The sequence below is a fragment of the Halolamina litorea genome (assembly GCF_026616205.1).
Taxonomy (GTDB): Archaea; Halobacteriota; Halobacteria; order Halobacteriales; family Haloferacaceae; genus Halolamina; species Halolamina litorea.
In genome coordinates this window covers 1,632,894-1,650,890 of sequence record NZ_JANHGR010000001.1, presented here as the reverse complement: position 1 = coordinate 1,650,890, position 17,997 = coordinate 1,632,894, and the positions used below count along the sequence as shown (strand labels likewise).

The 17,997-nt window shown below is 68.5% G+C and carries 18 protein-coding genes; 13 read left to right on the top strand and 5 right to left on the bottom strand.

All coding sequences use genetic code 11. From position 1 onward, the window contains the following. Positions 1–156 precede the first annotated feature (156 nt). The 4 genes from NO998_RS08515 (at position 157) to NO998_RS08500 (ending at position 3,006) form a co-directional block, all read left to right on the top strand. Complete coding sequence (locus NO998_RS08515; protein ID WP_267646681.1) at positions 157–594, top strand: type IV pilin N-terminal domain-containing protein; 438 nt, start codon at positions 157–159, stop codon at positions 592–594. Between the two features lie 4 nt (positions 595–598). Further along, positions 599–1,123 carry a type IV pilin N-terminal domain-containing protein gene (locus NO998_RS08510; protein ID WP_267646680.1) on the top strand — a complete coding sequence of 175 codons (525 nt, stop codon included), beginning with the start codon at positions 599–601 and terminating at the stop codon, positions 1,121–1,123. A gap of 211 nt (positions 1,124–1,334) precedes the next feature. Then, the gene (locus tag NO998_RS08505) at positions 1,335–2,195 is read left to right on the top strand and encodes an SDR family oxidoreductase (RefSeq protein ID WP_267646679.1); all 861 of its coding nucleotides are present in this window, start codon (positions 1,335–1,337) and stop codon (positions 2,193–2,195) included. 124 nt (positions 2,196–2,319) lie between these two features. Continuing rightward, a complete protein-coding gene (locus tag NO998_RS08500; protein ID WP_267646678.1) occupies positions 2,320–3,006 on the top strand; it encodes a TVP38/TMEM64 family protein in 687 nt (228 codons plus the stop codon). A gap of 31 nt (positions 3,007–3,037) precedes the next feature. Here NO998_RS08500 and NO998_RS08495 read toward each other — a convergent pair whose 3' ends face one another. Continuing rightward, positions 3,038–5,569, bottom strand: coding sequence for an efflux RND transporter permease subunit (locus NO998_RS08495; RefSeq protein ID WP_267646677.1), 2,532 nt, complete (start codon positions 5,567–5,569; stop codon positions 3,038–3,040). A gap of 131 nt (positions 5,570–5,700) precedes the next feature. On the opposite strand from NO998_RS08495, the gene NO998_RS08490 reads away from it, so the two are divergent. Together NO998_RS08490 and NO998_RS08485 are read left to right on the top strand one after the other, a co-directional pair. Beyond that, positions 5,701–6,462 (top strand): TrmB family transcriptional regulator, encoded by a 762-nt coding sequence (locus NO998_RS08490; protein ID WP_267646676.1) that lies wholly within the window; start codon positions 5,701–5,703, stop codon positions 6,460–6,462. 63 nt (positions 6,463–6,525) lie between these two features. Beyond that, on the top strand, positions 6,526–6,771 hold the full coding sequence (locus NO998_RS08485) for a hypothetical protein (protein ID WP_267646675.1): 246 nt from the start codon (positions 6,526–6,528) through the stop codon (positions 6,769–6,771). Positions 6,772–6,817: 46 nt separating this feature from the next. Here NO998_RS08485 and arcD read toward each other — a convergent pair whose 3' ends face one another. Next, positions 6,818–8,290: an arginine/ornithine antiporter ArcD gene (gene arcD / locus NO998_RS08480; RefSeq protein ID WP_267646674.1), complete on the bottom strand. Its 1,473-nt coding sequence runs from the start codon at positions 8,288–8,290 to the stop codon at positions 6,818–6,820. An 88-nt stretch (positions 8,291–8,378) separates the two neighbouring features. On the opposite strand from arcD, the gene NO998_RS08475 reads away from it, so the two are divergent. From NO998_RS08475 to NO998_RS08455, 5 genes are all read left to right on the top strand, one after another. After that, entirely contained in the window at positions 8,379–8,672 is a 294-nt protein-coding gene (locus tag NO998_RS08475) for a hypothetical protein (protein WP_267646673.1), read from the top strand. Between the two features lie 108 nt (positions 8,673–8,780). Continuing rightward, complete coding sequence (locus NO998_RS08470; RefSeq protein WP_267646672.1) at positions 8,781–10,055, top strand: O-acetylhomoserine aminocarboxypropyltransferase/cysteine synthase family protein; 1,275 nt, start codon at positions 8,781–8,783, stop codon at positions 10,053–10,055. Continuing rightward, a complete protein-coding gene (gene metX / locus NO998_RS08465) occupies positions 10,052–11,494 on the top strand; it encodes a homoserine O-acetyltransferase MetX (RefSeq protein WP_267646671.1) in 1,443 nt (480 codons plus the stop codon). Before NO998_RS08470 ends, metX begins: the two co-directional genes overlap by 4 nt. Positions 11,495–11,584: 90 nt before the next feature. Then, positions 11,585–12,181, top strand: coding sequence for a TetR/AcrR family transcriptional regulator (locus tag NO998_RS08460; RefSeq protein WP_267646670.1), 597 nt, complete (start codon positions 11,585–11,587; stop codon positions 12,179–12,181). Further along, positions 12,178–13,692 carry an MATE family efflux transporter gene (locus NO998_RS08455; protein WP_267646669.1) on the top strand — a complete coding sequence of 505 codons (1,515 nt, stop codon included), beginning with the start codon at positions 12,178–12,180 and terminating at the stop codon, positions 13,690–13,692. Before NO998_RS08460 ends, NO998_RS08455 begins: the two co-directional genes overlap by 4 nt. A 141-nt stretch (positions 13,693–13,833) precedes the next feature. Here the strand turns inward: NO998_RS08455 and NO998_RS08450 are convergent, their stop codons facing one another. After that, positions 13,834–14,880, bottom strand: a complete 1,047-nt coding sequence (locus tag NO998_RS08450; protein ID WP_267646668.1) for a mandelate racemase/muconate lactonizing enzyme family protein — start codon at positions 14,878–14,880, stop codon at positions 13,834–13,836. Then, the gene (locus tag NO998_RS08445; protein ID WP_267646667.1) at positions 14,877–15,821 is read right to left on the bottom strand and encodes a 1,4-dihydroxy-2-naphthoate polyprenyltransferase; all 945 of its coding nucleotides are present in this window, start codon (positions 15,819–15,821) and stop codon (positions 14,877–14,879) included. The genes NO998_RS08450 and NO998_RS08445 overlap by 4 nt, the downstream gene beginning before the upstream one ends. A 120-nt stretch (positions 15,822–15,941) precedes the next feature. Here NO998_RS08445 and NO998_RS08440 point away from each other — a divergent pair, with 120 nt between their 5' ends. Next, positions 15,942–16,487, top strand: coding sequence for a carboxymuconolactone decarboxylase family protein (locus NO998_RS08440; RefSeq protein WP_267646666.1), 546 nt, complete (start codon positions 15,942–15,944; stop codon positions 16,485–16,487). Between the two features lie 55 nt (positions 16,488–16,542). Next, a complete protein-coding gene (locus NO998_RS08435) occupies positions 16,543–17,052 on the top strand; it encodes an NUDIX hydrolase (RefSeq protein WP_267646665.1) in 510 nt (169 codons plus the stop codon). A gap of 10 nt (positions 17,053–17,062) precedes the next feature. Here the strand turns inward: NO998_RS08435 and NO998_RS08430 are convergent, their stop codons facing one another. Next, entirely contained in the window at positions 17,063–17,980 is a 918-nt protein-coding gene (locus NO998_RS08430; RefSeq protein WP_267646664.1) for a 1,4-dihydroxy-2-naphthoyl-CoA synthase, read from the bottom strand. Positions 17,981–17,997: the final 17 nt, after the last annotated feature.

Genomic DNA, 17,997 nt, shown 5'->3' with positions numbered 1-17,997 from the left:
CTGGGACTGTCCAATAGCGCGCCTCGGCCGGGATTCTCGGCCGAGACACTTTCGTCCAGGAGCCGACGCTTTCGAAACTGAGAATCAGGCCACCGGCTTTATACGTACTACATGAGTACCACTTGACTAAGCGCGCCCTACGCGCGCTATTGGCAAATGATAAACAAGATCAAATCGGTACTCGACGACGACCGGGGCGTCAGTCCTGTCATCGGCGTTATTCTAATGGTTGCAATTACCGTTATTCTCGCCGCCGTGATCGGGACGTTCGTCTTGGGCCTTGGCGACAGTCTGGAGCAGGCACCGCAGTCCACAATCGGGGTCGATTCCGGCAACTCCACTTCCCTTAACGTGTCCCACAACGGTGGTAACGGGATCGCAGTTGGTGATCTCGATATTTCCGTCGAGGGGAACACTAGCGACTTTAGCGTGAGTTCAGACTTCAGCAGTGGCGATGAATTCAGCGTTGGTGACACTGCTACGTTCCTCCAAAGCCAGATATCTGAGATCGCTACGGGCGAAGTTCGTGTTCGGATCATCCACACGCCATCTGAGTCGATCCTCGTAGACACGACGGTCCAAATCCCGAGCTAGAACAATGATGGACCGCATTATCGAGCTTCGAGATAGCGACCGTGGGGTCTCCCCGGTTATTGGCGTCATCCTTATGGTCGCCATCACGGTGATTCTGGCGGCTGTGATCGGGACATTTGTCCTGGGCCTCGGTGACAGCCTACAGCAGGCACCGCAGGCGACATTAGGGGCTAGCGACGCTTCTGATGAGGCCCCGGTAACGGTTGGTAACACGGCTGAGCTCCTCGAAATCAGTCACAATGGTGGCGATGCACTCGCTGACGGTGACTACCGAGTGGTCATTACGCCACCGGGTGAGTCGTCGATCGATGTCCACAACGGGACCAACGCGAACCCGACAGTTACCTTCGGTTCGAGCAATAACGTGTCACTCACATCCGACCCAGGTGAATTCGGCGTCGGCAGTACGATGACTGTACAAGTCGGAAGTACCACTAGTGACTACGAGTTCGATGGCGACTGGCGAGTTCGTGTGATCCACGTGCCGAGCGAGTCCATCGTGCTCGACGAAACAGTCGACGTCGAGTAACTCACTTCCAACCGCATTTCTTTGACTCGCCTCATAGACCCCGTAGCGTTGGCTGAAACCCACAACCACCCGAGCAAAGGCCCGTAGTCCAGTTTACCGAGGGGCGGCCAATCGGCCTGACAACCCGGATGCGTCGAGAATCGCACACCCCCCGGTCAGTAGCGCCCGCTCGGTCACCGGGAACTATACGCCCGTCGCCCGACCCGACGGCATGGCACTCGCGGCTCCCGACCTCTCCGGTTCGACGGCGTTCATCACCGGAACGACCCGCGGCATCGGCAAACAGCTGGCACTCGCGCTCGCCGAACACGGCTGTAACATCGTCTCGACCGGTAAGACCACCGACGACGACGACTCGGATCTCGCGGGGTCGATCGAGCAGACGGCCCGCGAGGTGCGTGACCGTGGCGTCGAGGCACTCGCGCTCGAACTCGACCTCCGCGACGAGGCTCGCGTCGACGCCGTCGTCGAGGAAGCGATCGACCACTTCGGCGAGGTCGATATCGTCATCAACAACGCCAGCGCGATCCAGTTGGCGAACATCGCCGACCTGCCGGCAGATCGGTTCGACCTCCTGACCGACGTGAACGTCCGGGGGACCCACCTCGTCGCACACGCCTTCGCCGACCACCTCGCGGGACTCGATGAGGCGTGGATGCTGTCGAACTCGCCGCCGATCGTCACTGACCGTTCGCCGGGGAAGGCGCCCTACGCCTGGTCGAAACTCGGGATGTCGTTCGTCACGCTCTCGCTCGCCGAGGAGTTGGCAGCCGACGGCGTCGGCTGTAACACGTTCTGGCCGGTGACGACCATCGACACCCGTGCGACTCGCTACTTCGGGCTTGGGACCGAGGACGACTGGCGCACCCCGGAGATCGTCGCCGACGCCGTCTTGGAGATACTGGCCCGCGATCCCGCTACGTGTACCGGCAACAGCTTCTACGACGAAGCGCTGCTCCACGAGGCCGGGGTCACCGATTTCTCGCGGTACAACGTCACCGAGGGCGATCCGGCGCCGATGTCCGCACGGCTGTTCGACCCCGAGTTCGAACGCGACGTGGACCTGCCGTGAATAGGGAGACCGGCCCTCGATGACGCCCCCGAACTTCCACAGCGCAGGTGGGGCGCGCTCGCTGCCCTGCTGAGTTCGCAGGCACCCTCGTCTTGATAACGGGGGGCGCGAAACGTACGGGCGGATGCAGGTCTTCGAGTCGCGGCCGGACCGGAACCGGTTCCTCATCGCCGCTGTCGGGGTGCTCGTCGGGTTCGGTGTGCTCTACATGCTGGTCCGGCAGTACCTCCCCTTCCTCACTGACGGCGACGAACTGCGGGCGTTCGTCGACGGCTACGGCGTCCTCGCGCCGCTGGTCTTCGTCGTCCTCCACGCCGCACAGGTCGTCGTCGCCCCCATCCCCGGACAGCTGACGGGGTTCGTGAGCGGCTACCTCTTCGGCGGCTTCCTCGGGACGGTCTACAGCATGGTCGGCGTCACCATCGGGAGCGCCATCGCGTTCCTCCTGTCCCGGCGGTACGGCCGCCCGTTCGTCGAGAGCGTCGTTCGGACCGACGTGGTCGACCGATTCGACGCGTTCGTCGATGACGCGGGGCTGCTGAGCCTGTTCGTGCTGTTCCTGATTCCGGGGTTCCCCGACGACGTGCTCTGTTTCGTCGGCGGGCTGACCGACATCGACATCCGAAAACTGATCGCCATCACGGTCGTCGGCAGGGCTCCGGGGTACATCCTCGTCAACGTCTCCGGGGCGAGTCTGGCCAACGGCGACCGCCGGCTGACGATCGTCCTCCTGTTCCTGCTCACGGGTGTTTCGGCGTGGGCGTACGTCCGGCGCGACCGGATCATGGACGCGTTGGGAGAGCGCCAGTGAGGCCTGAGCGCTTCGTGCCGCCGAGAGCCTCTCAGGCGGCCGGTTCGGCGCTGACCTCGTCCTCGCCGCGGACCCGCGACCAGAGGACCAGCAGGCTCGGGAGCACCAGCACACTCGCGAGGAACGCGTAGGTGATGGCGATGGCGGTGATGAAGCCGAAGCGCTGGAGCGACGGCACCAGCGCGAGCATGAGCACGCCGAAGCCGGCGGCCGTCGTCGCCGCGCTGGCGAGCAGGGCGCCGCCGGTGCCGCGGACGGTCCGCTGGAGCGCCGCGATCGGGTCCCGCCCGCCGTCGCGTTCCTCGACGAACCGTTCGCCGATGTGGATCGCGTAGTCGACGCCGATCCCGATGCCGATGGCGGCGATGATCGCCGTCTCGGTCGTGAACGCGATACCCGCGAGGTACATCGTGCCGAACAGCCACGCTTGGGCGAGCACGACCGGGAACAGCACCACCGCCCCGAGACTCGCCGAGCGGTAGCGCACCCGGAAGATCGCCGCGAGGAACGCGAGGATCACGCCGAAGGTGATCAGGAACCCCTCGACGAGCGTGCGGAGCAGCGAGCGCTGGACCAGTTCGGTGGTGATCGGCGACCCGGTCGCGACCACGTCGAGGCTACTCCCCGCCTCCATCCCGGACGCGACGGCGCGCATCTCCTCGGTGATGACGCGCGTGTTCGTCGTCCCCGTGAGCGCTACCGTGGCCCGGAGCGAGCGGTACTCGCCGTTCTCGCGGTGGATCGTCGTCGCCGCGGCGGCGGGGTCGGCGTCGTACACCGCGTCGTAGATCGCCGCGAGGTTCTCGTCGGGGACGCCGTCGCCGTCCGTGTCGGCGTCCTCGACCATCGCCGCGACGGTCTCGTTCTGTGCGGCCACGGCTTCGATCGTCGAGAGCGGGTCGGTGCTCTGGAGGTTGCCGTCGGCGCGGACGGCCGCCGAGTCGGTCTCGCGGAGGTCGTCCCGGGCGGCGGCGATCACGTCGAGCGTCCCCGGGTCCGTGACGGGGCCGCGTATCAGGAACTCGGCCTGTGCGCTCCCGCGGGACTGCACGAAGTTCTCGTTGAGGTAGTCGGCGTTCTCCTTCAGGTCGTAGTCGCTGGGCTGGAACGCTGCCGGCAGGAGGTTCATCCACTCGGGGGAGTCCTCCGGGAGGAACGCCGACTGGTCGAGCGTCGTGTCGATCCCCGTGGCGGCGACGCCGCCCCCGGCGGCGAGGACGACCGCGATCGCGATAACGACGTACGGGGCGCGGTTGGCGAGCGTCGCGCCGACGCTCAGCAGCCGACCGACGCGCTCGCCGCGACCGAACGGCGTCCGCTCGGGGTTGCGCCCCAGTCGCTCACGCAGGCGATCGACCTCCAGTTTGAGCGCGGGGAACAGCAGGCCGAACACGATGAACGCGGCGACGATGCCGACGCCGCTGACGAGGCCGAACTCCCGGATCGAGGAGATCGGACTGACCGCGTTCGAGAGGAACCCGACCGCCGTCGTGAACGTCGCGGCGCCGATGGCGACGACGACGCCGGCGAGCCCACGGCGCATCGCCGCTTGCGGGGCGAGATCGGGGTCGTCGAGGGTGGCCTCGCGGTAGCGCATCACCACGTGGAGCGCGTAGTCGATGCTCAGCCCGATCAGCAGGAAGGGGACCGCGATCAGGATCTGGGTGATGCCGATGCCGGCCCAGCCGAGGAAGCCGGCCATCCAGACCAGCACGAGCGCCACGCCGAGGAGGCCGAGCAGTACGTCGATGGCGTCACGGTACGCGAACCCGAGCACGCCGAGGATCAACAGCAGCGCGGCCGGCGAGATGATGGCGAAACTCTCCCCGGTGGCCTGCCCGCTCTCCTCGTCGACGACACCCGGGCCGAACACGAAGTAGTCGGTCGAGGTGATCGACGCTTCGGCGAGGTCCTGCAGTTCGACCTGTGCGGCGATCACGTCCTCGGAGAGGCTGTCAGCCGGCCCGTCGCTGGTGTCCTGGTAGACGAGCATGATCCGCGCGGGCGCGGTCGTCGAACCGGGCTCGTAGGCAGTCGAGAGGAGGGCGTAGGGATCCCCCTGCGTATCGGCGTCGGGGTCGAGTACGCGCTCGACCGTCGACTCGACCTCCGAGTCGGACATCGACTCCAGTTGGTCGATCTGGGCGTCGAGCGACGGCGGCGGCCCGCCCCCGCCGCGCTCCTCGTAGTAGGCGGCGGTGGCGACGACGTTCGAGAGGCCGATGACGGGCTGTTCGGCACGGAGCGTCTCGTTGATTGATGCGTCCTCGGTGATCGCCCGCTGGAATCGGAGTGTCTCGAGCAGGGACTCCCGCGTGAGAACGTTCTCCCCGCGGACGACGACCTGTGCGGTCGTGGTGTTCTCCCCCGCGACCGAGAAGTTCCGCTCGATCTCGTCGAGGGCCGCCGCTTCCGGCGAGTCGCTGCTGAAGCCGGCGATGGTGAGGCCGCCGTCGACGGCGCCGGCGCCGATACCCATCCCCACGGTCAGCAACAGGACGGCCACGATCACCAGTTTGCTGTGGTCGGTGACTGTGGCCGCGTAGCGCTCGGCGAGTTTCATCTGCTCGATGGTACGAGCGTACGGATATAAATATTGTAGAGTTCTACTAAATCTCTAAACCCCGGACCCACACGACTCATACGGGGCGGCCGGTAACTACCGACCGACCGGAGGGGGGGTCCGGACCTGCCATGAGTACACCAGACGCCGTCGACGCACTGAAACGACTCGGACTGTCGAACTACGAGGCACGCGTGTTCGTCGCGCTCCAACGCCTCGGCACGGGCACCGCACAGGCCGTGAGCGACGTCTCCGAGGTGCCCCGCTCGCAGGTCTACGGTGCCGCCGACGACCTGGTCGAGCGCGGGTTGGTGGAACTGGTCGCCTCCTCGCCCAAGGAGTACCGCCCGGTGAGCCTCGAGGCTGCCCGCGAACAGTTGACCGAACGGCTCGCCCGCGAGCGTGACCGGGCGTTCGAGAACCTCGCCGAACTGCGGACGGAGACGGAGGACCCGAGTTCCGGGGGTGCGGTGGCGACGCTCCGCGGGCGCCAGCCCATCGACGACCGGATCGGCGACCTGATCCGGGCGGCCGAGCGCCGGGTGGTGTTCGTCGCTCCCGAGTCCAGATCGATCCCGTCGTCGCTTGCGGCGACGCTGCGCGAGCGGGCCGCCGAGGGCGTCGCCGTCGTCGTCGTCACTGCCGAGGCGTCGGAACGCGAGCGGTTCGCCGGCGACCCGGTGCAGGTGTTCGTGATGGACGAGGACAACCCCGCGGACTTCGCGGGGCGGGCGCTGATGATCGACGACGACACGGTGTTGCTCTCGGTGACGACCGACGACGCCGTCGGCGAGGAGGCGATGTGGACCGCCGAGAGCAGCATCGGCCGCATCCTCGCCCAGTTCATGCAGTCGGGCATCGACTCCGGAACGGGCCGGAACGAGGGCCGGTGAGGGGCCGTTTTCGACGATCGTTGTAGCCAACCTTTACGACCGTCGAACTCATGGACCTATTCAATGACGCAGACACAGCCCGCGGGGAGCGAGCCGACGACGGAACTGAGCACGGAACCGCCCGACGACGTGGACTCGACGGCGGGGAAGCTCGTCTACGTCTATCTCTCGTCGGTCGTCGAGGCGACCGTCGACGGTATCGCCGACGCACTCGACCTCAAGCTGATCGAACTCCTGCCGACGCTGCGGTCCCTGCAGCGCGCTGACTACGTCGACCGGCGCGGCGACACCTGTCGCATCGTCCGATAAGGGCTCTTCTCCGGCTCGCACGAACGACGGCGAGTGGCGACGACGCTCAGTCGTCGCTGGGGGCGGCCGTCGTGCTCGCGTCGGCGCGGGGCGGCTCCGCCGAGAGACCGACGCCGGCCAGCGTGAGGACGACCAGCACGAGCGGCGAGAGGAACGCGAAGAAGTAGTACGGCGCGTAGCCCGTGAGCACGTACAGGAACGTCTCGTTCTGCAGCGGGAACACGCTGAGCATGAACGCGCCGCCGGCGTGCCACGGCAGCAGCGCGCCCGTGGGGGTCCCGACGGACTCGACGGCCCGCGAGAGCACCGAACTGTCGAGGTCGTAGTCGTCGAACAGCTCCCGGAGCGTCAGCCCGGGGACGACGATGCTCATGTACTGTTGGGCGGAGAAGGCGTTGACGAGGAACGCCGACGCGCCCGTTCCGATGACGAGGCTGCGCTGGCCGGTGACCAGTCCGGCCAGCCCCTCGGCGAGCGTCGAAAGCACGCCGAGGCGGTCGAGCAGCCCACCGAGCGAGAGGGCGAGGACGACGACCGAGACGGTCCACGCCGACCCAGCGAGGCCGCCGCTGGCCAGCAGGTCGGTGACGAGCGTCACGCCCGTCTCGGGGGCCGTCCCGTTGAGGAACACGCCCCAGGCGTCGGTGAACGGTCGCCCTTGGACGAACACGGTCGTCCCGACGCCGGCGAACACGCCCGCGACGAGCGAGGCGAGCGCCGGAATCCCCCTGACTGCGAGGGCGAAGGTCACGAGCAGCGGGAGGAAGACGAGCAAGCCGAGGTCGTACGTGCCCGCAAGCGCGCCCCGAATCGTTTCGACGCGCCCCACGGGGATGGCCCCGCCGGCACGGAGGCCCAGCGCGGCGTAGAGCACGACCGAGAGCCCGAACGCGATGGCGGTCCCGAGCCGCATCGAGAGGATGTGGTCGTACAGGTCCGTCTCGGTGACGGCGGCGGCGAGGTTGGTGGTGTCCGAGAGCGGTGACTGCTTGTCACCGGCGTACGCCCCCGACAGCACCGCGCCGGCAGTCATCGGGATCGGGATGCCCAGCCCCGAGCCGATCCCCGCGAAGGCGACGCCGAGCGTGCCGGCAGTCGTCCACGAGGAACCGATCGAGAAGGCGACGACGGCGGCCAGCACCGCCGTCGCCGGCAGGAACGTCTCGGGGGTGAGGACTCCCAGCCCGTAGTACATCAGGCCCGGGATCGTCCCCGCGGAGATCCACGTGGAGATGAGCGCGTAGATGGTGAACAGGATCAGGATCGCCTGCAGCCCCATCTTCACGCCGTGTTCGACCCCATCAGAGATCGCCGAGTAGTCCAGCCCCATCCAGAACCGGCCGACGAGTCCGGCGAGCACCACGCTCCACAGCAGCGGGGCGTGTGGGGACATCCCGAGCACGCCCGACCCGACCGCGAGGAAGACGATCACGCCGAACGTCGGCACGAGCGCCTGCTTCAGCGTCGGGTCCGCCGTCGACGAGCTTTCAACGTCGCTAGCAGTATTCCCTGAACTCATTATCGTATGGCCACGAATTACCTTGGGAAATAAAGGCCCTTCGAGACCGGCGCGAAACTATATTCCTCTCGCTCGTGTGTCACCACGTATGCAGCCGGACGTCGCGGGTTCGTGGAACGAACTCGACGGTGTGTGGTCGGTCGAGGGGACCGGCGAGCCGATGGGCTGGCGCTCGGTCGAGCGCACCGAGTCGGTCTGGCAGCTCCGATCCGCGGACGCCGAGCTACTGGTCAGTCGCGGGAACGCGGGCGAGACCGGTACAGACTGGTGGCTGTCGATGATCCGTGACGGCAAGCCGGTCGTCGACGACCACCGAGTCCGAATCGGCGACGACGCCGAACTCGGCGAGGCGCTCGCGGCCGTGTTGACGGCGCTCAGGTAGCCTCATCGTCGGTTCTCTTCCGAAATGCGCCCCGTGAGCGGCCGCGCCGTCCGCCCGGACGGAAATACTGCGATGCATTTTTCACTCACCAGATTATGCGTTAGACACATGACTTGCGGGTTCCGGAGTCGGACGCTCCACGGCGGCCACGAACCGGAGGGGAACGGCTCGTACGCGCCGCCGATCCACCAGACGACCTCGTACCGCTTCGAGAGCGCCGACGCCGCGGCCGCTCGCTACGCGCTGGAGGCCGACGGCGACATCTACAGTCGCGTCTCGAACCCGACCGTGCGGACGCTCGAACAGCGCCTCGCGGCCGTCGAGGGCGGCGTCGGCGCCGTCGCCACCAACGCCGGCATGGCCGCCATCGACGCGCTGACGACCGTGCTGGCGACGGTCGGGGACAACGTCGTCACGGCGGGGGACCTCTACGGCGGCACGACTGCCTACTTCGCTCACACCGCCGGTCGGCGCGGGGTCGAGACCCGAACCGTCGACACGCTCGACTACGACGCCTACGCCGACGCGATAGACGAGGACACGGCGTTCGTCCACGTCGAGACGATGGCCAACCCCTCGCTCGTCACCCCGGAGTTCGAGCGCCTCGCCGAGATCGCCCACGAGCGCGCGACGCCGCTGGTCGTCGACAACACCTTCGCCACCCCCGCGCTCTGCCGGCCGCTCGAACACGGTGCCGACGCGGTTTGGGAGTCGACGACCAAGTGGATCCACGGCTCGGGCACCACCGTCGGCGGCGTCGTCGTCGACGGCGGGACGTTCCCGTGGGACCACCCCGACGCCGACTACCCCGAACTCGCCGGCGAGAACCCGGCTTTCGGCATCGACTTCACCGAATGCTTCGGCGAGGAGGCGCTGACCCACGCGGTCCGGCAGCGCGGGATCCGGCCCACCGGCGGCCAGCAGACCCCTTTCGACGCGTGGGCGACGCTGCAGGGGCTGGAGACGCTCGACCTGCGGATGGACCGTCACTGCGAGAACACCCGGGTCGTCGCCGAGCACCTCCGGGACCACCCCGAAGTCGCGTGGGTGACCTACCCCGGCTTCGAGGAGCACCCGACCCACGGGAACGCCGCGCGCTACCTCGACGGGTTCGGCGGGATGCTCGCGTTCGGCCTCGAAGACGGTTTCTCCGCGGGCAAGCGGTTCTGTGAAGCCGTCGACCTCGCGGGCTTCGTCGCCAACATCGGCGACGCGCGGACGCTGGTGATCCACCCCGCGAGCACGACCCACGCCCAACTGAGCGAGGCCGAACAGCGTGCGGCCGGCGTCTCGCCCGACCTCCTGCGGTTCTCGGTCGGGCTCGAGGAACCCGAGGACATCATCGCGGACATCGACGCCGCGATCAGGGAGGCCACAGCATGAACGACGACGGTTGCGGGAACGAGGAACACGGGAGCGTCGACGACACGTCGACGGCCCGCCACACCGCCGACACCCGAGCACTCGGTCCCTTCCAGTTCGAACACGGCGGCTCGGTTCCGGAGCTCGAACTGGCCTACGAGACTTACGGCGAGTACGACCCCGAGGGCGGCCCGAACGGGCGCGGGAACGCCGTCCTCGTCTGTCACGCGCTCACCGGGAGCCAACACGTCGCCAGCAGTCCCGGCGAGGGGGACGACGGAACGACGAGCGACCCGACCGCCGGCGCCGACGACCAAGCCCGGGCGTGGTGGGACGACGTGGTCGGCGCGGGGAACGCCATCGACACGAACCAGTACTTCGTCGTCTGTGTCAACGTCCCCGGCTCCTGCTACGGCTCGACCGGACCGGCCAGTCCCCACCCCGACGGCGGCGTGTGGGGGAGTTCGTTCCCGGCGGTCACCGTCGGCGACTGGACCCGCGCCCAGCGGCGGCTCCTCGATTCGCTCGGCGTGGAGCGACTCCACGCGGTCGTCGGCGGCAGCGTCGGGGGAATGAACGCCCTCGATTGGGTGCGACGCTACCCCGAGTCCGTCGACCGAGTGGCTCCGGTCGCGACCGCGGCCCGCCTCGACGCCCAGTTGCTCGGCATGAGTGCCGTTGCACGCCGTGCGATCCGGGGTGACCCCGAGTGGCACGGCGGCGAGTACGTCGCCGAAGGGACCCACCCCGATCAGGGGCTCGCCTTGGCGCGTCAACTCGGCCATCTGAGCTACCTCTCGAAGGACTCGATGGAGCGCAAGTTCGGCCGCGAGGAGCGCGACCGGGGGATCGACTCCCCGTTCCCGGCCCCCCCGGCCGCCGAGGCGGTCCCGGACCGCGAGGTGGAGAACTACCTCGACTATCAGGCCGCGGGGTTCGTCGAGCGCTTCGACGCCAACAGCTACCTCTATCTCACGCGGGCGATGGAGGGCTTCGACCTCGCGGACGGCCACGCGAGCGACGCCGACGCGCTCGCGGGCTTCGACGGCGAGGCGTTGGTGCTTTCGATCACCGGGGACTGGCACTTCACCGTCGCGGACGCGGCGGCGCTTACCTCGGCGTTCGAGGCCGCCGGGAGCACCGCCACCCACCACGTCGTCGACTCCGACCACGGCCACGATGCGTTCCTCGTCGAGCCAGCAGCGGTCGGGCCGCCGCTCCGGACGTTCCTCGCCGGGAGCGCCGAGGACGTCGCCGACCGCTTGGCGAACGACGAGAGCGACATGACGGCGGACGCGCGGGGCGACGATGACCGGAACCTGACTGACGTCGATCGGAACAGGACCGACGACGACCCGAACGGAACCGACGGGGAACCGGACGCCGCCGAGCGCGACGGCGACTCGACACGGCGCGGTCCGGTGACTCCCGGAACCGCGTGTTCCGGACTCATGGGCTAACCCCGGCGATTGCGGGGTGTTCGTACGCCGAACTGCTGGGACCGTTGGGCTTATGACTGACCCAACGGTCTGACTAACTAGTCAGTCAGTATGAGTACGGAAGAGACTGCGAGCGACATCACCGCCGGTACCTATCGTGCCCTCTGCAAGCACGGCTACGCGGAGGTGACCATGGAGGACATCGCGGCCGAGACCGACCGCAGCAAGTCCGCGCTCCACTACCACTACGACAGCAAGCACGACCTGCTGGTCTCCTTTTTCGACGGTCTGCTGGAGCAGTTCACCGACCGACTGGACGCGGTCGAGGGCGAGACGGCCCACGACCGCCTGCTGGACCTGATCGACACGATCCTGTTCCCGCCGGACGACGCCCACCCCGACCGCCAGTTCCAGACGGCGGTGCTCGAACTCAAAGCGCAGGGCCCCTACGACGAGGCGTTCCGCCGGCACCTGCAGGACCACGACCGCACCCTCCGGACGCACGTCGAGGAGCACCTCGCCGACGGCGTCGAGTCGGGGGAGTTCCGCGAGGACCTCGACATCGAGGCCTCGGCGGACTTCCTCGTGACGGTGTTCAACGGCGCCCAGACCCGGAGCGTTGCTGTCGGCCGACCCATCGAGGAGAGCCGTGAGACCCTCGCGGCCCACATCGACTCGATGATCGTCGCCGACGGGGGTTGCGAGTGAGCCTCCGCGAGCGACTGGCGGGTGCCCGACAGCTCATCCACCGTGCGTTCAACCAGGAGGACCTCGACCTGACGGAGGGCGGGATCGGCAAGCCGCTGTTCGTGCTGGCGATCCCCATCGTCATCACGAACCTGTTCCAGACCGCCTACAACCTCGCGGACACGTTCTGGGTCGGTCGCTACAGCACCGACGCGTTGGCGGCGATCAGCTTCGCGTTCCCGATGGTGTTCCTGCTGATCTCGATGGCGATGGGGCTCTCCGTCGCCGGGAGCGTGATGATCGCCCAGAACATCGGCGCCGGCAACGAACGCGACGCGGAGTACGCCGCCTCCCAGACGGTTTCGTTCTCGATCATCGCCTCGATCATCCTCGGCGTCGCGGGCTACTTCAGCGTCGAGTGGCTGATCACCATCTACGGCGCCTCCCCCGACGTGCTCCCGCTAGCGGTGAACTACATGGAGGTGATCTCGCTGGGACTAGTGTTCATGTTCGGCTTCATCATGTTCATCTCCCTGATGCGCGGGGCCGGCGACACGGTGACGCCGATGGTCGTGATGTTCGTCTCGGTCGTCATCAACATCATCCTCGATCCGTTCCTCATCTTCGGGTTCGTCGACAACCCCTTCTTCGCCATCATCGGGATGCCGGGGCTGCAGGACCAACTGTTCCAGATGACCGGCTACACCGGCGACGGTCTCCGTGGCGCCGCCATCGCCACGATCTTCTCGCGGGCGCTGGCGTTCATCATCGGACTGGGAATCATGTTCCGCGGCAACCAGGGTGTCACGATCCGACTGCGGAACATGGTTCCCGACATGGACTTCGCCCGCCGTATCCTCCAGATCGGTATCCCGGCCTCCATCGAGGGGGTCGGGCGGGCGCTCTCGGTCAACCTCCTGCTGATCGTCGTGGGGCTGTTCGCGACCCCCGTCGTCTCGGCGTACGGGATCGGCACCCGCGTCCTCTCGGTGGTGTTCATGCCCGCCATCGCCATGGCTCGCGGCGTCGAGACCATGAGCGGACAGAACATCGGCGCCGACAAGCCCGACCGCGCCGCCGCGACGACCGCGTTCGCGGCGAAGGCGTCGTTCCTGATCCTCAGTGCGGTGGGCGTCGTCGCGTTCGTCTTCGCCGAGCCGATCGTCTCGATCTTCGTCGGCGCCGATCAGGAGAACGCCGGCCGCGTCGTCGAGGTGGGCGCACAGTTCATGCGCTTCGTCGCGCCGACGTTCGGCTTCATGGGGATCATGCGCGCCTACAACGGTAGCTTCCGCGGCGCGAGCAAGACGGCCGTCGCGGCGGTCATCTCCGTCGGGACCCTGATGGTGTTCCGACTGCCGGTCGCGTGGCTGGGCTCCCAGACGTTCGGGCTCGGTTCCGACGGGCTCTGGCTCTCCTTCGCCGCTTCGAACGTCTTCGGGGCCACGCTCGCGTACTTCTGGTACCAGCGCGGCACGTGGCGGAACGTCGACCCCGAACGGGCCCGCGGCGCGGCGCCGAGCGACGACTGACCTCGGCAACCGTTCTTCACTCATCGGGCGACCACGCCCGCGATACCCTGACTGTGGCCGCGAGGCGGCCGAGGCGGAAGTCTGACACACCGCGCCGCGAGCGTTCGTGTCGCCTGTTCGCTCACAACGGCCACCGACGGCTCAGTCCCGGAGACAGCCGTCGAACGATGAGCCGACGTTCCCCGGGCCCTCGGGGACGCGAACCGCGCCGTCGACGGTCGGGGACGGGTCCGGGCCGAGATCGGTGACGAGCATGTCGCCGGTCGAGAGCCCACAGGCCCGAACGTCGGGGACGGCGGCCGCGACGTGGACCGCGGCCGCCCGAGCGACGGCGCCGTCGATGGTCGTGGTGACGACGGGATCGACACCCGTGTCGAGCAGCCGCCTCGCGGCGTCGATGGCCGCGTCCGGGCCGCCGAGTGCCATCGGCTTCAGCACGGCCACGTCGGCCGCGTCGGCGTCGAGCAGGGCACCCACCCCGTGCTCGCCGAGCGACTCGTCGGCGGCGATCCCGACGCCGCGTCCGCGGAGGGCAGCCAGTCCCGATAGCGCCCCGGCCGGGAGCGGTTGCTCGACGTACTCGACGCCGAATGAGGCGAAAGCCTCGACCGCCTCGCTCGCGGTCTCCCGGTCCCACGCGCCGTTGGCGTCGACGCGGACCGCGAGGTCGACGGCGTCGAGCACGGCCCGCACGCGGTCGATGTCGGTCGACAACGACCTCGCGCCGACTTTGAGCTTCGCCGTGTCGAAGCCCGCCTCGGCGGCCCGCTGAGCCGCGGCGACGGTGTCCTCGACGCTCCCGTCACCGACCGTCGCGTTGACCGGCACCGTGTCGGCGGGCGCTTCGAAACCACCGCGGTCGGCGAGGTGCGCCGAGAGGGGTCGCTCCTCGTCGCGCGCCGCGGCGTCCAGCACGGCGAGTCGGTAGCCGTGGCGCGCCGCTGGCGTCGCCGGTCGGCCGTCGCCGAGTGCGTCGTCGACGCGGTCCCACGCAGCCGGGGGGTTCCGGAGCGCGGCCTCACAGGCGTCGAAACTCTCGGTCCAGCCCGGGAGGGGTGTCGCCTCGCCCAGACCGCGTGCCGGGTCGTCGACGCCAACGAGGAACCCTCGGCGCTCGGTTATCTCCCCGTCGGCCGTCGAGAGTGGGGTCGAGAGGTCGAGCGCGAACGGGCGGACCGTCGGACTCATCCGAGGATCAGTCCGGCGGTGAACAGCACCGCGTAGAGCGCGAGCAGTTGGCCGGTCCGCTCGAGCGCGGGGTTGAGCGCCGCCCCGCTGGTCTCCGTGAGGACTGTCCGGGTGACCAGGCCGGCGACCGGCAGCGAGAGCAGCGGTAGCAGGGCCAGGGGCCCGAACTCCCCGAGGAACAGGACCACCGGGACGGCGTAGGCCAGCACGAGCATCGCCACGTACTCGGCCCGGCAGACGCCGTAGCCAAATCGAACCGCGAGCGTCCGCTTGCCAGTCGTCGCGTCCTCCTCCTTGTCGCGGACGTTGTTCACGACGAGTACGTTCGTCGTGAGCGCGGCCATCGGCAGACTGGCGAGCAGCGCCAGCGTCGGCACCGTCCCCGCGGGGAGCGTCGTCGGGATACCGGCGACGGCCGCGGCGGCCTGCACGTAGACGGTTCCGGTAACGGCCACGAGGCCGAAGAAGACGAAGACGAACAGGTCGCCGAGGCCGTGGTAGCCCAGCGGGTACGGCCCGCCGGTGTAGGCGATCCCCGACGCGACCGAGAGCAGGCCGATCACGAGGATGGGGACGCCGCCGACCCAGACGAGGTACGTGCCGCTGACGATTGCGGCGGCGAAGGTGAGCCACATCGCACGCTTGACCGACTCGGGTTCGATCAGCCCGCCGGCTGTGACGCGAGTGAACCCCTCCCGGTCGGCGGTATCGGCCCCGTTGACGGCGTCGTAGTAGTCGTTCGCGAAGTTGGTGCCGATCTGGATCAGGACCGCACCGAGCAGCGCCGCCGCGGCCGGCAGCGGCGCGAACAGCCCCTCGTGGACGGCGACGCCGACGCCGACCAGCACCGGCGCTATCGCCGCCGGCATCGTCTGGGGGCGGGCGGCCATCACCCACGCGCGCCGCTTCGAGACGGCGGCCTGATTCGTCTCCGTACTCATTGTCGGGAGATGCGGGCGGCGGGGCCATGAAGGGTGGGTTCTCCGGCGGCGGCCCCCGGGTGGCTGGCTCCCGTCGGCGATGGGCGAGGGAGCTATACCCCCGCCGTGTGACGGCGCCGTATGGCACGCGTACCCTACGTCGACCCGGAGGACCTCCCCGAGGAGTACCGCGATCTGGTCGTCTCGAAGCTACAGGGCAAGCCGGTGAACGTCTACGCGGCGCTGGGGAACAACCCCGAAGTGCTCGCGGGCATGCGGGCCTTCCTCGGTTCGCTTTGGGAGTCGAGCGGCCTCGAAGACCGGGAGCGGGAACTGGTGATCCTGCTCGCGGCCGCCGAGAACGGCTCCCGCTACGAGTGGCACCAGCACGTCCGCATCGGCGGCGACGCCGGCGTCACCGAGGCCGAGATGGCTGCCATCGCCGACGGCGATTTCGGGGGGTTCGACGCCGACGAGGCGCTGCTGTTGCGCTACGCCGCCGCCGTCCTCGCGGGCGAAGTCGACGACGACCTCCACGACGCGTTCGTCGCCGCCTACGACGAATCGACGGCCGTCGGGACCGCCTCGCTGGCGAGCGGCTACACGTCGCTCTCGGGTGTGCTCGACGCGCTCGATGTGGGGCTGGAGGACGGCGAGGAGTTCGTCGGCTGGGACCCGCGACCGTAGCTCCGGGCCGCTCCGGACCCGGAACTGTTTCGGGGGCCGAGCCGAACGTCGAGCCATGAACCGGGCCGACCCCCGCGCGGCGTACGACGACCTCTACGAGACCCAGAGCGTAAACGAGGTCGAACCCGGCCGCTACGACGAACTGATCGGGGGCGAGCCGTTCACTACCGGCTGGGTCACCGTCGCCTCGGTGTTCGACGACGACGGCCGGATGTTGCTGATCTACGACGAAGACGACGAGGCGTGGATGCTCCCCGGCGGTACCCTCCAACCCGGCGAGTCACTGACCGAGAGCGTCGTCCGCGAGGTGGACGAGGAGGCCGGCGTCGGCATCGAGCCGGGTCGCCCCCACAGCGCCATCGAGGTCGGCTGCACCGACGGCGAGCGCTCGGCGACGTTCACCGTCGTCGGCTTCGAGGCGACGCCGCTGTCGACGGCTGTCGGCTCGGACCTCGGGGTCGGGGACGAGTCGATCACCGACGCCGGGTGGTTCACTGACCTCCCGGAGGCGCTGTTCGCCCGCGACCACGCCGAAGCGCTGTTCGAGCGCGCCGGGCCGGCCTGAGTCTCCGCGCTCAGTAGTGCCAGGGGTACTGTGAGAAGTCGGGGTCGCGGCCCTCGAGGAACGCGTCGCGGCCTTCCGCGGCCTCGTCGGTCATGTAGCCCAGTCGGGTCGCCTCGCCGGCGAACACCTGCTGACCCACCATCCCGTCGTCGGCCATGTTGAACGCGAACTTCAGCATCCGCATCGCCGTCGGGCTCTTGCTCGTCATCGTCTCGGCCCAGTCGATGGCCGTCTCCTCCAAGTCCTCGTGGGGAACCGCCTCGTTGGCCATCCCCATGTCGACGGCCTCCTCTGCGGAGTAGGTCTTCCCGAGGAAGAACACCTCGCGGGCCTTCTTCTGGCCGATCTGTCGGGCGAGATATGCCGAGCCGAAGCCGCCGTCGAAGGAGGCCACGTCGGGGTCGGTCTGGAGGAACTTCGCGTGCTCCTCGCTGGCGAGCGTGAGGTCACAGACGACGTGCAGCGAGTGACCGCCGCCGACGGCCCAGCCCGGGACGACGGCGACGACTGGCTTTGGGGTAAAGCGGATCAAGCGTTGCACTTCGAGGATGTGGAGTCGGCCGGCTTTGGCCGACCGGACGGCCTCGGACTCGTCGTCGGCGGCTTCGTCGTCGCCGCGGTACTCGTACCCCGAGCCACCCCGGACCGACTGATCGCCGCCGGAACAGAACGCCCAGCCGCCGTCCTTCTCGGAGGGACCGTTCCCGGTCAGGAGGATGGCGCCGACGTCGGCCTGCTTGCGGGCGTGATCCAGCGCGGCGTGGAGTTCGTCGACGGTCCCGGGCCGGAACGCGTTCCGGACCTCGGGCCGGTCGAACGCGATGCGGACGGCGGGGAAGTCCACCCCTCGGTGGTAGGTGATGTCGTCGAACTCGCCGGCGCCGTCGACCTGCTCCCAGCGGTCGGGGTCGAACAGCTCTGAGACCATGCCCCTACGGCGACGCC

What these genes read in the sequence shown, in the direction of transcription:
- NO998_RS08515 (WP_267646681.1), top strand. Translation starts at nt 157, where the DNA reads ATGATAAACAAGATCAAATCGGTACTCGACGACGACCGGGGCGTCAGT.
- NO998_RS08510 (WP_267646680.1), top strand. Translation starts at nt 599, where the DNA reads ATGATGGACCGCATTATCGAGCTTCGAGATAGCGACCGTGGGGTCTCC.
- NO998_RS08505 (WP_267646679.1), top strand. Translation starts at nt 1,335, where the DNA reads ATGGCACTCGCGGCTCCCGACCTCTCCGGTTCGACGGCGTTCATCACC.
- NO998_RS08500 (WP_267646678.1), top strand. Translation starts at nt 2,320, where the DNA reads ATGCAGGTCTTCGAGTCGCGGCCGGACCGGAACCGGTTCCTCATCGCC.
- NO998_RS08495 (WP_267646677.1), bottom strand. Translation starts at nt 5,569, where the DNA reads ATGAAACTCGCCGAGCGCTACGCGGCCACAGTCACCGACCACAGCAAA.
- NO998_RS08490 (WP_267646676.1), top strand. Translation starts at nt 5,701, where the DNA reads ATGAGTACACCAGACGCCGTCGACGCACTGAAACGACTCGGACTGTCG.
- NO998_RS08485 (WP_267646675.1), top strand. Translation starts at nt 6,526, where the DNA reads ATGACGCAGACACAGCCCGCGGGGAGCGAGCCGACGACGGAACTGAGC.
- arcD (WP_267646674.1), bottom strand. Translation starts at nt 8,290, where the DNA reads ATGAGTTCAGGGAATACTGCTAGCGACGTTGAAAGCTCGTCGACGGCG.
- NO998_RS08475 (WP_267646673.1), top strand. Translation starts at nt 8,379, where the DNA reads ATGCAGCCGGACGTCGCGGGTTCGTGGAACGAACTCGACGGTGTGTGG.
- NO998_RS08470 (WP_267646672.1), top strand. Translation starts at nt 8,781, where the DNA reads ATGACTTGCGGGTTCCGGAGTCGGACGCTCCACGGCGGCCACGAACCG.
- metX (WP_267646671.1), top strand. Translation starts at nt 10,052, where the DNA reads ATGAACGACGACGGTTGCGGGAACGAGGAACACGGGAGCGTCGACGAC.
- NO998_RS08460 (WP_267646670.1), top strand. Translation starts at nt 11,585, where the DNA reads ATGAGTACGGAAGAGACTGCGAGCGACATCACCGCCGGTACCTATCGT.
- NO998_RS08450 (WP_267646668.1), bottom strand. Translation starts at nt 14,880, where the DNA reads ATGAGTCCGACGGTCCGCCCGTTCGCGCTCGACCTCTCGACCCCACTC.
- NO998_RS08445 (WP_267646667.1), bottom strand. Translation starts at nt 15,821, where the DNA reads ATGAGTACGGAGACGAATCAGGCCGCCGTCTCGAAGCGGCGCGCGTGG.
- NO998_RS08440 (WP_267646666.1), top strand. Translation starts at nt 15,942, where the DNA reads ATGGCACGCGTACCCTACGTCGACCCGGAGGACCTCCCCGAGGAGTAC.
- NO998_RS08435 (WP_267646665.1), top strand. Translation starts at nt 16,543, where the DNA reads ATGAACCGGGCCGACCCCCGCGCGGCGTACGACGACCTCTACGAGACC.
- NO998_RS08430 (WP_267646664.1), bottom strand. Translation starts at nt 17,980, where the DNA reads ATGGTCTCAGAGCTGTTCGACCCCGACCGCTGGGAGCAGGTCGACGGC.